Source organism: Streptomyces sp. NPDC001135, from assembly GCF_053598395.1.
Window position 1 is genome coordinate 28539 of record NZ_JBSFKD010000026.1, and the last position, 12692, is coordinate 41230.

At 67.8% G+C, this 12692-nt stretch carries 12 protein-coding genes; 10 read left to right on the plus strand and 2 right to left on the minus strand.

The window, feature by feature from the left end:
* Window positions 1–94: 94 nt before the first annotated feature.
* Window positions 95–676 carry a hypothetical protein gene (locus ACWC94_RS27920; protein ID WP_450799998.1) on the plus strand — a complete coding sequence of 194 codons (582 nt, stop codon included), beginning with the start codon at window positions 95–97 and terminating at the stop codon, window positions 674–676.
* Between the two features lie 19 nt (window positions 677–695).
* Here the strand turns inward: ACWC94_RS27920 and ACWC94_RS27925 are convergent, their stop codons facing one another.
* Entirely contained in the window at window positions 696–998 is a 303-nt protein-coding gene (locus ACWC94_RS27925) for a ferredoxin (protein WP_450799860.1), read from the minus strand.
* Window positions 999–1517: 519 nt separating this feature from the next.
* On the opposite strand from ACWC94_RS27925, the gene arc reads away from it, so the two are divergent.
* The 6 genes from arc to prcA all read left to right on the plus strand — a co-directional run bounded on the left by arc (window position 1518) and on the right by prcA (window position 7679).
* Window positions 1518–3284, plus strand: coding sequence for a proteasome ATPase (gene arc, locus ACWC94_RS27930; RefSeq protein ID WP_450799861.1), 1767 nt, complete (start codon window positions 1518–1520; stop codon window positions 3282–3284).
* Between the two features lie 233 nt (window positions 3285–3517).
* Window positions 3518–5029 (plus strand): depupylase/deamidase Dop, encoded by a 1512-nt coding sequence (dop, locus tag ACWC94_RS27935; RefSeq protein ID WP_450799862.1) that lies wholly within the window; start codon window positions 3518–3520, stop codon window positions 5027–5029.
* 184 nt (window positions 5030–5213) lie between these two features.
* Entirely contained in the window at window positions 5214–5432 is a 219-nt protein-coding gene (locus tag ACWC94_RS27940; protein ID WP_030608326.1) for a ubiquitin-like protein Pup, read from the plus strand.
* Between the two features lie 42 nt (window positions 5433–5474).
* Window positions 5475–6065, plus strand: a complete 591-nt coding sequence (locus tag ACWC94_RS27945; protein WP_450799863.1) for an endonuclease VII domain-containing protein — start codon at window positions 5475–5477, stop codon at window positions 6063–6065.
* The gene (gene prcB / locus ACWC94_RS27950; RefSeq protein WP_450799864.1) at window positions 6017–6862 is read left to right on the plus strand and encodes a proteasome subunit beta; all 846 of its coding nucleotides are present in this window, start codon (window positions 6017–6019) and stop codon (window positions 6860–6862) included. The genes ACWC94_RS27945 and prcB overlap by 49 nt, the downstream gene beginning before the upstream one ends.
* Window positions 6863–6923: 61 nt before the next feature.
* Window positions 6924–7679 carry a proteasome subunit alpha gene (gene prcA, locus ACWC94_RS27955; protein ID WP_450799865.1) on the plus strand — a complete coding sequence of 252 codons (756 nt, stop codon included), beginning with the start codon at window positions 6924–6926 and terminating at the stop codon, window positions 7677–7679.
* Window positions 7680–7775: 96 nt separating this feature from the next.
* Here the strand turns inward: prcA and ACWC94_RS27960 are convergent, their stop codons facing one another.
* A complete protein-coding gene (locus tag ACWC94_RS27960; RefSeq protein ID WP_450799866.1) occupies window positions 7776–8792 on the minus strand; it encodes a LacI family DNA-binding transcriptional regulator in 1017 nt (338 codons plus the stop codon).
* Between the two features lie 120 nt (window positions 8793–8912).
* Here ACWC94_RS27960 and ACWC94_RS27965 point away from each other — a divergent pair, with 120 nt between their 5' ends.
* From ACWC94_RS27965 to ACWC94_RS27975, 3 genes are all read left to right on the plus strand, one after another.
* Complete coding sequence (locus tag ACWC94_RS27965; protein WP_450799867.1) at window positions 8913–10172, plus strand: MFS transporter; 1260 nt, start codon at window positions 8913–8915, stop codon at window positions 10170–10172.
* Between the two features lie 9 nt (window positions 10173–10181).
* Window positions 10182–11543, plus strand: coding sequence for a Pup--protein ligase (gene pafA, locus ACWC94_RS27970; RefSeq protein ID WP_450799868.1), 1362 nt, complete (start codon window positions 10182–10184; stop codon window positions 11541–11543).
* Between the two features lie 141 nt (window positions 11544–11684).
* A complete protein-coding gene (locus tag ACWC94_RS27975) occupies window positions 11685–12683 on the plus strand; it encodes an FKBP-type peptidyl-prolyl cis-trans isomerase (RefSeq protein WP_450799869.1) in 999 nt (332 codons plus the stop codon).
* The last annotated feature ends 9 nt before the right edge of the window (window positions 12684–12692 follow it).

Consider the following 12692-nt stretch of genomic DNA (forward strand, 5'->3'; position numbering starts at 1 on the left):
GCGCACATCCCCGACCCCGCCGTTCCCTCGCACTGTGAGGTGTGGCACCATGCTGGCCACCCCACCGGCACAGCCCTCACGGGAGACACTCCTAGTGCAGCAATCCGCCGTTCCGGAGCTCGCCCACACCCACGCCCGGCCCATCCACTGGGTCGCCACCGCCACAGCCGTCGCCGGCGTCGTGGCCCTCTCCTCCGTCGTACAGCCCGGATCGGCCACGGCCGCCCCGTCCGCCACCGGCACACACACCCGATCCGCGCCCGCCGCCGTGACACCGCCCACCACCACCGGCGTGGACTTCCCCCTCCAGTGCGGACCCGTCAAAGCCATAGTCGCCAAGAAGGCCACCGGAGACCTCGACGGCGACGGCAAACCGGAAACCGTCGCCGTCGTGCACTGCGACTCCGCCATGGGCACCCCACCCGACGGCGTCTACGTCCTCACCCGCTCCACCGACGGCGGCACACCACGCATCGTCGCCACCCTCGTCGACCCCAAGGACCGGGTCACCGTCACCGACTTCTCCCTCCGCACCCGGACCGTCGGCGCCACCCTCCTCGGTTACTCCTCCGACGCCGTCCCCAACTGCTGCCCCGACCTGAGGACCCCGGTCAAATGGCACTGGAACGGCAGCGCGTTCGTCCGCTCCACCCCCGCCGACACCGACAGCGTCTGACGCCGGGCCCGACCCGGACTCACTCCGCGTCGGGCCCGTACACCTCGACCTTGTCCGCGACCCGGCGCACATGAATGCACTCGCCGGGGCACTCCTTCGCCGAATCCACCACATCCGCCAGCAGCGGCAACGGCACCGGCACCGTCGCCCCCGCGACCTGCAGCAGCTCCTCGTCCGCGCCCTTCACATAGGCCAGCCCGTCGATGTCCAGCTCGAACACCTCAGGGGCGTACTGGGCGCAGATCCCGTCACCGGTACACAGATCCTGATCGATCCAGACCTCCAGCGCCTCCCCGCCCGGGGCCTCCTGCTGCACGGTCACCTCTCCTGCCGTCGAATCGCCGGGCGGAACCGGCACCGCACGGGCCAGCCGGGTCCGCACCAGCGGCTGTTGAACACCCCCGACCCTACCCCCGCCCGCAATCCACCCACGCTCCACCGCCACGGGTTTCCCTCTCCTCCCCCTCGGGTAGCAGCGCCCGACCAGAACAACGCCGCCCCCGCCCCGACACCCACCACTTCCAGCCGCCCCGACCGTGACACCAACCGACCGAACCGTCGCTCTGCGTAACGATCGTGCGAGCGCCCCCCGTGCTGCCCGCGAACAGGCCCCACCAGCCCGGCCCGACAACTCCAGCCAGTCCTGAAGGGTTTTGACCACGCAATGCCCGGAACAAGCTGCTTCCCCATCACGTTGAGTGGGTATCCCCTCCGTGCGAGGGAGAGCGCACCGGGTGACCGACGACACACCTTGACAGTCTTGGTGATCTAGGGGTTTCAATCGACACCCACCCAGGTAGGGTCTGGAAGCGTCCAGCTCCCCTTGGAGGAGGTGAGGACCGTGGCAGCCCACGACGACGACATGAACCGCGGCATCCGCCCGGGACGAGGGTCCGACGACCCGGCCGGGCAGATCGCCTACCTTGAGCAGGAGATCGCCGTCCTGCGACGCAAGCTCGCCGACTCTCCGCGACACACGAGGATTCTCGAAGAGCGGATCGTCGAGCTGCAGACGAACCTGGCCGGCGTGTCCGCCCAGAACGAACGGCTGGCCAACACCCTCCGCGAGGCCCGCGACCAGATCGTGGCCCTCAAGGAAGAGGTCGACCGGCTCGCCCAGCCGCCCGCCGGCTTCGGCGTCTTCCTGCAGGCCAACGAGGACGGCACCGCAGACATCTTCACCGGCGGCCGCAAGCTCCGCGTGAACGTCAGCCCCAGCGTCGACCTCGACGACCTCAGGCGCGGCCAGGAAGTCATGCTCAACGAAGCGCTCAACGTGGTCGAAGCCATGGAGTACGAGCGCGTCGGCGACATCGTCACCCTCAAGGAGATCCTCGAGGACGGCGAACGCGCCCTCGTACTGGGCCACACCGACGAGGAGCGGGTGGTACGGCTCGCCGAGCCGCTGCTGGACGTCACCATCCGCCCCGGCGACGCCCTCCTGCTCGAACCCCGCTCCGGCTACGTCTACGAGGTCGTCCCCAAGAGCGAGGTCGAAGAACTCGTCCTCGAAGAAGTCCCCGACATCGGCTACGAACAGATCGGCGGCCTCGGCAACCAGATCGAAGCCATCCGCGACGCCGTCGAGCTGCCCTACCTCTACCCCGACCTCTTCAAGGAGCACGAGCTGCGCCCGCCCAAGGGCGTCCTGCTCTACGGCCCCCCCGGCTGCGGAAAGACACTCATCGCCAAGGCCGTCGCGAACTCGCTGGCCAAAAAGGTCGCCGAGGTCACCGGCCAGGCCGCCGGCAAGAGCTTCTTCCTCAACATCAAGGGCCCCGAGCTCCTCAACAAATACGTCGGCGAGACCGAGCGGCAGATCCGCCTCGTCTTCCAGCGAGCCCGCGAGAAGGCCAGCGAGGGCACTCCCGTCATCGTCTTCTTCGACGAGATGGAATCCCTCTTCCGCACCCGCGGCTCCGGCGTCAGCTCCGACGTGGAAAACACCATCGTTCCCCAGCTCCTCGCCGAGATCGACGGCGTCGAAGGCCTGCAGAACGTGGTCGTCATCGGTGCCTCCAACCGCGAGGACATGATCGACCCCGCCATCCTGCGCCCCGGCCGCCTCGACGTGAAGATCAAGATCGAGCGCCCCGACGCCGAAGCCGCCAAGGACATCTTCGGCAAGTACCTCACCGAACGCCTCCCGCTGCACGCCGACGACCTCAGCGAGCACGGCGGCGACAAGGCCACCACCGTCCAGAGCATGATCCAGACGGCGGTCGAGCAGATGTACGCCGAATCCGAGGAAAACCGCTTCCTGGAAGTCACCTACGCCAACGGCGACAAGGAAGTCCTCTACTTCAAGGACTTCAACTCCGGCGCCATGATCGAGAACATCGTCGGACGCGCAAAAAAGATGGCGATCAAGGACTTCCTCGAAAAGACCCAGAAGGGCCTCCGCGTCTCCCACCTCCTCCAGGCCTGCGTGGACGAGTTCAAGGAGAACGAAGACCTCCCCAACACCACCAACCCCGACGACTGGGCCCGCATCTCCGGAAAGAAGGGCGAACGGATCGTCTACATCCGCACCCTCATCACCGGAAAGCAGGGCGCGGACACCGGCCGCTCCATCGACACGGTGGCGAACACCGGTCAGTACCTGTAAAAGCAGGGCGGCTGCGGGTGCCCTCATCGGGTACCCGCAGCCGTTGCGTTTTTCAGGCCACGACCGGAGCATGCAATGACGCAAATGATCTCCCCACCAGCGCAAAGGCGTTCTAGGCTCGTTCCTACCGCCGAGTCGCGCAGTGCGGGGACGGGCACCGCGCACGCACCGGAGCGCCAGCGGTACGTGAGCGGCACCCACGACCGAGGGTGCCGCCGGGCAAGGAGGGCCGCATGACCGTACGGCGAGTAATGGGCATCGAGACGGAGTACGGGATCTCCGTCCCCGGCCACCCCAACGCCAATGCCATGCTCACCTCATCCCAGATCGTCAACGCCTACGCGGCGGCGATGCACCGGGCCCGCCGGGCCCGCTGGGACTTCGAGGAGGAAAACCCGCTCCGAGACGCGCGAGGCTTCGACCTCGCGCGGGAGGCCGCCGACGCCAGCCAGCTCACCGACGAGGACATCGGCCTCGCCAACGTCATCCTCACCAACGGCGCACGGCTCTACGTCGACCACGCCCACCCGGAGTACAGCGCCCCGGAGGTCACCAACCCCCGCGACGCCGTCCTCTGGGACAAGGCCGGCGAACGCATCATGGCCGAAGCGGCGGAGCGGGCGGCCCAGCTCCCCGGCGCCCAGCCCATCCACCTCTACAAGAACAACACCGACAACAAGGGCGCCAGCTACGGCACACACGAGAACTACCTGATGAAGCGGGAAACCCCCTTCTCGGACATCGTGCGCCACCTCACGCCCTTCTTCGTCTCCCGCCAGGTCGTCACCGGCGCCGGCCGCGTCGGCATCGGCCAGGACGGCCACGAACACGGCTTCCAGATCAGCCAGCGCGCCGACTACTTCGAAGTCGAGGTCGGCCTGGAGACGACCCTCAAGCGCCCCATCATCAACACCCGGGACGAACCCCACGCCGACGCGGAGAAATACCGCCGCCTCCACGTGATCATCGGAGACGCGAACCTCTCCGAGATCTCGACGTACCTCAAGCTCGGCACCACCGCCCTGGTGCTGTCCATGATCGAGGACGGCTTCATCGCGGTGGACCTGGCGGTCGACCAGCCCGTGCGGACCCTGCACCAGGTCTCCCACGACCCGTCACTGAAACGCCTGATCACGCTCCGTAGCGGCAGGACCCTGACCGCGGTCCAGCTCCAGATGGAGTACTACGAGCTGTCCCGCAAATACGTCGAGGAACGCTACGGCGCCGACGCCGACGAACAGACCAAGGACGTCCTCACCCGCTGGGAGGACACCCTCACACGGCTCGAGAACGACCCGATGAGCCTCGCCGGCGAACTGGACTGGGTCGCCAAACGCGAACTGATGGAGGGCTACCGCCGCCGCGACAGCCTCGACTGGGACGCCGCCCGCCTCCACCTCGTCGACCTCCAGTACGCCGACGTACGCGCCGAGAAGGGCCTCTACAACCGCCTCGTGGCCCGCGGCCGCGTCAAGCGCCTGCTGGACGAGTCCGAGGTCGACAGGGCCCGTACGAAGCCGCCTGAGGACACACGCGCGTACTTCCGCGGCCGCTGCCTGGAGCAGTACGCCGACGACGTGGCGGCGGCGAGCTGGGACTCGGTCATCTTCGACCTCCCCGGCCGGGACTCGCTCCAGCGCGTCCCAACCCTGGAACCACTACGCGGAACGCGAAATCACGTCAAGGAGCTGTTGGACCGCTGCCGCACGGCGGAAGACCTGGTCAGGGTCCTGTCAGGCGGCTGAGCGCGATCAACGGCGGGATCGGCGGGTACTCGTACCGCCCCGGGCGGGCAGGGTGGAAATCCTCCCGCCCGGGAATCATCGAGGTGGCCCCCGCACGTTGTGGAAACTGCGGGGCCGATGTCGGACCCGGCTTGTAGGGTCTGATCATCACCGATCGGCAGGCGAACTGAGCGGGGTGAGGGTTATGGCAACCAAGGACACCGGCGGCGGCCAGCAGAAGGCGACGCGGTCCACCGAAGAGGTCGAGGAGCAGGCGCAGGACGCGCAGGCCTCGGAGGACCTCAAGGAGCGGCACGAGAAGCTGAGCGACGACGTGGACTCCGTGCTGGACGAGATTGACGATGTCTTGGAGGAGAACGCAGAGGATTTCGTGAGGTCCTTCGTTCAAAAGGGAGGCCAGTAGGTCTTTTTGCCTTCGGATCGAAGGCTCAGGGGGAGCGGTGGAGTGAGCGAAGAGTCTGGAGTGAAACGCTGCTCGCGGTGTAGGGAGCACCTGCCGAGGGCAGCGTTCGCCAGCAACAGGTCCATGTCCGATGGCCTTCAGGCCTACTGCAAGGAGTGCTCCGCCGAGTACTACCGGCAGCGCCAGGAGGCCAAGGGTAAGAAGGTGCGGGAGAAGGTCTTCGTACCGCCGGGTCACAAGCGGTGTCCGCAGTGCGGCGTTGTGAAGCCGCACGCGGAGTGGGAGCGGAACAGGACCTCGTCCGACGGTTGGGCTTACTGCCGGGCGCGCCGCGCCGAGCGGGATCGGGCCAGCTACTTCAACCGCAAGTATGGCCTCACTGAAGCCGAGCGCGACGCGATGATCGTTTCTCGGCGAGGCCTCTGCCCGATCTGCCTGGCTGCCCCCGCTGTACATGTGGATCACTGCCACAAGGCGGGTAGGGTCCGTGGCGTACTGTGCTTCAACTGCAATTCCGGCCTCGGCCTGTTGAGGGACGACCCCGAAGTCGTACGCCGAGCCGCCGCCTATCTGGAAGGAAACTTGTGGAAGCCAACACTCGTAGCACCGGGCGTCTACCAGCTGCCTTCCTGACGCCAGGGTCCTCCTCCTTCATGGACTTCCTCTCCGAGCACCAGCCGGAGCTGCTGCCCGGCAAGCGGCAGCTGCCGCCCACGCAGGGTGTGCTCGAGGCCCCGCACGGGACGACGATCGTCGCCGCCACTTTCCCCGGAGGGGTCGTGCTCGCCGGTGACCGCCGCGCCACCATGGGCAACGTCATCGCCCAGCGGGACATCGAGAAGGTGTTCCCGGCGGACGAGTACTCGGCGGTCGGTATCGCCGGCACCGCCGGCCTGGCCGTGGAGATGGTCAAGCTCTTCCAGCTGGAGCTGGAGCACTTCGAGAAGGTCGAGGGTGCGCAGCTGTCGTTGGAGGGCAAGGCGAACCGGCTGTCGACGATGATTCGTTCGAATCTGGGCATGGCCATGCAAGGTCTGGCTGTGGTTCCGCTCTTCGCGGGGTATGACCTGGACCGGGAGCGGGGTCGCATCTTCTCCTACGACGTCACGGGCGGCCGCAGCGAGGAGCACAATTTCGCGGCGACCGGCTCCGGCTCGATCTTCGCGCGGGGTGCGATGAAGAAGCTGTTCCGTGACGACCTGACCGAGGAGCAGGCGACCACGCTGGTGGTGCAGGCCCTCTATGACGCGGCTGACGACGACTCGGCGACCGGTGGTCCCGATGTCGCCCGCCGGATCTACCCGATCATCACCGTGATCACCGAGGACGGTTTCCGCCGGCTCACCGAGGACGAGTCGTCCGAGCTGTCCCGCGCGGTGCTCCAGCGGCGCCTGGAGGAGCCGGACGGCCCCAAGGCCGCCCTGCTCTGAGCACGGGCCCGGTTCTTATCAAGGTGATCCAGTGACCATGACAGAAAGGGACGGATAACCGGTGTCGACGCCGTTCTATGTCTCACCTCAGCAGGCCATGGCCGACCGGGCGGAGTACGCCCGGAAGGGCATCGCCCGTGGCCGCAGTCTGGTGGTCATGCAGTACGCCGACGGCATCGTGTTCGTCGGTGAGAACCCGTCCCGGGCGCTGCACAAGTTCAGCGAGATCTATGACCGGATCGGTTTCGCTGCCGCCGGCAAGTACAACGAGTACGAGAACCTGCGGATCGGTGGTGTGCGGTACGCCGACCTGCGCGGTTACACCTATGACCGGGATGACGTGACCGCCCGTGGGCTCGCCAATGTCTACGCCCAGACCCTCGGCACGATCTTCTCCTCGGCGGCCGAGAAGCCCTACGAGGTGGAGCTGGTCGTCGCCGAGGTGGGGGAGACCCCCGGGGGTGACCAGATCTACCGGTTGCCGCACGACGGTTCGATCGTGGACGAGCACGGCTCGGTCGCGGTGGGCGGAAACGCGGAGCAGATCAGCAGTTTCCTGGATCAGCGTCACCGTGACGGGATGAGTCTCGCCGAGGCGCTGAAGCTGGCCGTGCAGGCTCTGTCACGGGACACCAACGGCAGCGAGCGGGAGATTCCCGCGGAGCGTCTGGAGGTGGCGGTGCTGGACCGTACGCGTCCGCAGAAGCGGAAGTTCAAGCGGATCGTGGGCCGTCAGCTGTCCCGTCTGCTGGCGGCGGACGGTGCGGCGACCGAGGCGGAGAGCTCCGAGGAGGAGGACGGCTCCGAGGAGGAGTGAATCGTCGCCTCGCCTCTTGTCGTGTGCCCCGGCCGTTGTTCTGGCCGGGGCACACGGCGTTTGTGCCGGCCGCCGGGCTGATCCGGACGAACCCCCCTAGGCCGCCCGTGGCGGGGCCGTGGAGCCCCGGACGACCAGCCGGACGGGGATGTCCCCGCTCTGGGGCTCCCGGCCGTCGAGTACGGCCAGCAGGGCGCGCATGCCGTGTTCTCCGAACAGTTCGGCGTCGAGTCGTACGGTCGTGAGTTCGGGGTCGATGGCGGTGGCGAGGCCGAGGTCGTCGACGCCGGTGACGGAGATGTCGTCGGGGATGCGCAGGCCGAGGCGGCGGAGGGCTTTGTAGGCGCCGGCGGCGAGTTTGTCGTCGTCGCAGACGATGGCGGTGGGCCGGGGTCCGGGTGTGGTGAGTGCGGTCTCGGTGGCGGCCAGGGCTCCTTCGATGGAGATGGGGGCCCGGGCGGTGCGTACGTCGGTGCCCGGTACGGCTGCCATGCGTGCTGCCAGCTCACGCGCGCGTACCTCGAAGGTCCAGGAGGGTACGTCGGCGGCGAGGTGGAGGATGCGGCGGTGGCCGAGGCCGAGGAGGTGTTCGGTGATCTGGCGGATGCCGTCGGTGATGTCGAGGTTGACGGTGGCGGCGCCGAGGCTGCCCGTGGGGTCGCTGTCGAGCATGACGAGGGGGAGTTGGTCGCCGTGGATGGCGGTGAGGGCGTCGGCGGCCATGGAGGAGGCGATGACCCCGTCCAGGGCGGCCTGGGCCGAGGCGAAGGGGTCGCGGGCGGGGCCGATGCCTTCGGGGGAGGGGTAGAGGACGACGCCGAAGCCGTTTTCGGCGGCGACTCTGGCGGCGCCGGTGTAGACGCCGGCGAAGAACTCGGTCGTGAGTGCGGGGACGACGAGCAGGACGGTGCGGGTGCGGCCGAGGCGGAGATTGCGGGCGGCGAGGTTGGGGCGGTAGCCGAGGTCGCGTGCGGCTTCGCGGACGCGTTCGGCGGTGGTTTCGGAGACGCGGCCGCGCCATTTGTCGCCGAGGACGAGGGAGACGGCGGCTTGGGAGACTCCGGCCGCCTGGGCGACGTCCCGGCTGGTCGGGCGCGTGCTGCTGCGTGCCACCGTGGGCCTGCCTCTTTCGTCTGGACGTGTGAACAGCGCACATGGTACGTATGGACGGAGGGGTTATACGTAAAACGCCGGGGCGTCGCGGTGCCCTGCCGAGTCGCTGGAGGGCAGCACATGGCCACGGGATATCTGGAGATACTCCGGGCGAGGCACGCGCTGCGGCTGCTCACCGGCACGCTGGTGGGCCGGCTCCCCAACGCGACCGCGGCGATCGCCCTGGTGCTGTTCGTCCGGGCCGAGGGCGGCACCTACAGCCTCGCCGGCGCCCTCGCCGCGGTCTACGGCGTGGCGAACGCCGTGGGTCAGCCGGTGCTGGGACGGCTGGTCGACCTGCATGGCCAGCCGCGGGTCCAGTTGCCGGCGGCGGTCCTGGCGGCGCTGTCGATGACGTTCTTCGCGTTCTGCGGTACCGATCCGTTGCCGCTCGCGTATGCGGCGGTGGCGGCGGCCGGTTTGTTCACGCCGCCGCTGGAAGGGGGGCTGCGGGCCCTGTGGCCGTCGGTGCTGCGCGGGGAGGAGCAGGTGCACACGGCGTACGCCATGGACGCGATCGCGCAGGAGATCATGTTCACGGTCGGGCCGCTGCTGGTGACGCTGTGCGTGTCGCTGTGGGACGAGCGTGCCGCTCTGCTGGTGCTCAGTCTTCTGGGGGTGCTGGGTGCGCTGTCGGTGGTGGTTTCGCCGCCTTCGCGCGCGTGGCGGTCGGCTCCGCGTGAGGCGCACTGGCTGGGTGCGCTGCGCTCGCCGGGGCTGCTGGCGCTGCTCGGTGCGTTTCTGTTCGTCGGTATGGCGCTGGGTTCGATCACGGTGGCGTCGGTGTCGTACGCGGACGGTCATGGTGGTGACGCGGTGTACGGCTGGATGATGGCGGGGCTGGGTCTGGGGGCGCTGGCCGGTGGCACGGTGTACGGGGCGCGTCAGTGGGCGGGTGTGCCGGAGCGGCGACTGCGGGTGCTGGTGGCACTTCTGGCGGTGTGTTATCTGCCGTTGACGCTGACGCCGGGTGCGGTGGCGATGGTGCTGCTCGCGGTGGTGTCGGGGGTGTTCCTGGCGCCGTGCATCGCCTGTGCGTTCATCATCGTGGACCGGCATGCGCCGACGGGGACGGTCACCGAGGCTTTCTCCTGGCTTGTGACGACGTTCACGGTGGGTGCTTCGGTGGGGACGGGGGTGGCGGGGCCGGTGGTCCAGGCCGGTGGCACGGTGTGGGGTTTCGTGGTTCCGGGTGCGGCGGGGGCCGTGTCGTTGCTGGTGCTGCTCGCCACGGGGCGGGTCCTCGCAGCTCCCGCGCGGGGTGGGGTTGTTGCGTCTTCATCGGAAACTGATCCAAATCGTGCTGTCGAACCCCGTTTCAGCTCAGGGGATCGGGCGTAATGTTCAGTCATGGACCGCCGCATTTTCGGGCTGGAGAACGAGTACGGCGTCACGTGCACGTTCAGGGGACAGCGGCGCCTGTCTCCTGACGAGGTGGCGCGGTACCTCTTCCGCCGTGTCGTGTCATGGGGCCGCAGCAGCAATGTCTTTCTGCGAAACGGCGCCCGGCTCTATCTCGACGTGGGCTCACATCCGGAATACGCGACACCCGAATGTGACAACGTGATCGAACTGGTCACCCACGACAAGGCCGGCGAGCGCATTCTCGAGGGACTCCTGGTGGACGCGGAGCGACGCCTGCACGAGGAGGGAATCGCGGGCGACGTCTACCTGTTCAAGAACAACACGGACTCGGCGGGCAACTCCTACGGCTGTCACGAGAACTATCTGGTGGCCCGGCACGGGGAGTTCTCGCGGCTCGCGGACATCCTCATCCCGTTCCTGGTGACGCGGCAGCTGCTGTGCGGGGCGGGGAAGGTGCTGCAGACGCCGCGCGGTGCGGTGTACTGCGTCAGCCAGCGCGCGGAGCACATCTGGGAGGGTGTGTCCTCGGCGACGACCCGTTCGAGGCCCATCATCAACACCCGCGACGAGCCGCACGCGGACGCCGAGCGGTACCGCCGGCTGCATGTCATCGTCGGTGACTCGAACATGTCCGAGACGACGATGCTGCTGAAGGTCGGGGCCACGGACCTGGTGCTGCGCATGATCGAGGCGGGCACCGTGATGCGTGATCTGACCCTGGAGAACCCGATCCGGGCGATCCGTGAGGTCAGTCATGACATCACCGGCCGGCGCAAGGTGCGGCTGGCCAGTGGCCGGGAGGCCTCGGCGCTGGAGGTGCAGCGGGAGTACTTCGACAAGGCCGTGGACTTCTGCGACCGCCGTGGTATCCGCACGGGGACGGTCGCGCAGGTCCTGGAGCTGTGGGGTCGCACGCTGGAGGCGATCGAGAGCGAGGAACTCGACCGGATCGCCACCGAGATCGACTGGGTGATGAAGTACAAGCTCATCGAGCGGTACCGGGCCAAGCACAACATGACGATGTCGCATCCGCGGGTCGCTCAGATAGACCTCGCCTACCACGACATCCATCGCCGTCGTGGCCTGTACTACCTGCTGGAGAAGAAGGGGCAAGCGGCTCGGGTCTGCAATGACTTGAAGATCTTCGAGGGCAAGTCGGTTCCGCCGCAGACGACTCGTGCGCGGTTGCGCGGTGACTTCATCCGGCGGGCACAGGAACAGCGCAGGGACTTCACGGTCGACTGGGTGCATCTGAAGCTCAACGACCAGGCGCAGCGCACCGTGTTGTGCAAGGACCCGTTCCGTTCGGTGGACGACCGGGTGGAGAAGCTGATCGCCGGAATGTAGGGGAAAGCGGTGGGTCGTGCGTTTCGGGTGTGCAATGCCGGAACGCCACACGGGCGTCGTACGTTTCCCGTACGGCGCCCTTCTCTCGCCGTAGAGTTGCGCGCACGCCATCACAGGACCGACCGATTACGAGGCTCTTCCGTGCGCCGACGCTCTCTCCTCCTCGCTGCCGTACCCGCAGGACTGGTCACTGTTGCCGGTTGCGGTGGCGGCAAGTCCGATTCCGGCAAGGCGAGTGCCTCGCCGTCGGTGTCCGCGCCGCCTCCGCCGAAGATCGTGGCGGGGCCCCTGCCGGCGATCACGGCGGGTACGAAGTTCGGTGAGAAGCCGACCGTGGCCAAGGGGTCGGGTGAGCCGTCGAAGGACCTGGCGGTGAAGACGGTGATCGCGGGCAGTGGCGGTGCGATCGCGGAGAACGACTTCATCCAGGCGAACTACCTGGGACAGATCTGGGACACGGGCAAGGTCTTCGACAACTCCTACGACAAGAAGCAGCCGCTGGTGCTGCCGCTCGCCCAGGGCCAGGTCATCGACGGCTGGCGGTATGCGCTGGCGGGCAAGAAGGTCGGCAGCCGTGTCCAGATCGCGGTGCCGCCCACCTGGGGTTACGGCAAGTCGGGTGAGCCGCGGGCGGGCATCAAGGGGACGGACACGCTGGTGTTCGTCATCGATGTGATCGATTCCTTCAACTCGAAGAGTTCGGCCAAGGGCAAGCCGGTCGCGCAGACGGACACGGCGCTGCCCAAGGTGGGCACCAACACGGACGGCGATGCGCCCAAGGTGACCGTGCCGAAGACGGATCCGCCGAAGAAGCTGGTCTCGACGTACGTCCTGGAGGGGGACGGTCCCGAGCTGAAGGCGGACCAGGCGGTGCTGTGCCAGTTCCAGGGGCTGGTCTGGGACAGTGGCAAAACCTTCCAGCGGACGTACGGCTCGGGCCGGCTCGCCCAGTTCGCGCTGGCGCAGCTGCAGCAGGCGGTCAAGGGGCTGGCGCAGGGGCTGACCGGCAAGAAGGTGGGCAGCCGGGTGCTGATCGTGGTGCCGCCGGAGCTGGGTTACGGCGACACTCCGCCGAGCGGTGGTGTCGTCAAGAAGGGGTCGACGCTGGTGTTCACGGTGGACATCCTCGCGGCGGTGTAGCAGGGGCGG

Coding starts and splice junctions, on each gene's coding strand:
- ACWC94_RS27965 (WP_450799867.1), top strand. CDS start 8,913: ATGGCCACGGGATATCTGGAGATACTCCGGGCGAGGCACGCGCTGCGG.
- pafA (WP_450799868.1), top strand. CDS start 10,182: ATGGACCGCCGCATTTTCGGGCTGGAGAACGAGTACGGCGTCACGTGC.
- dop (WP_450799862.1), top strand. CDS start 3,518: ATGACCGTACGGCGAGTAATGGGCATCGAGACGGAGTACGGGATCTCC.
- ACWC94_RS27940 (WP_030608326.1), top strand. CDS start 5,214: ATGGCAACCAAGGACACCGGCGGCGGCCAGCAGAAGGCGACGCGGTCC.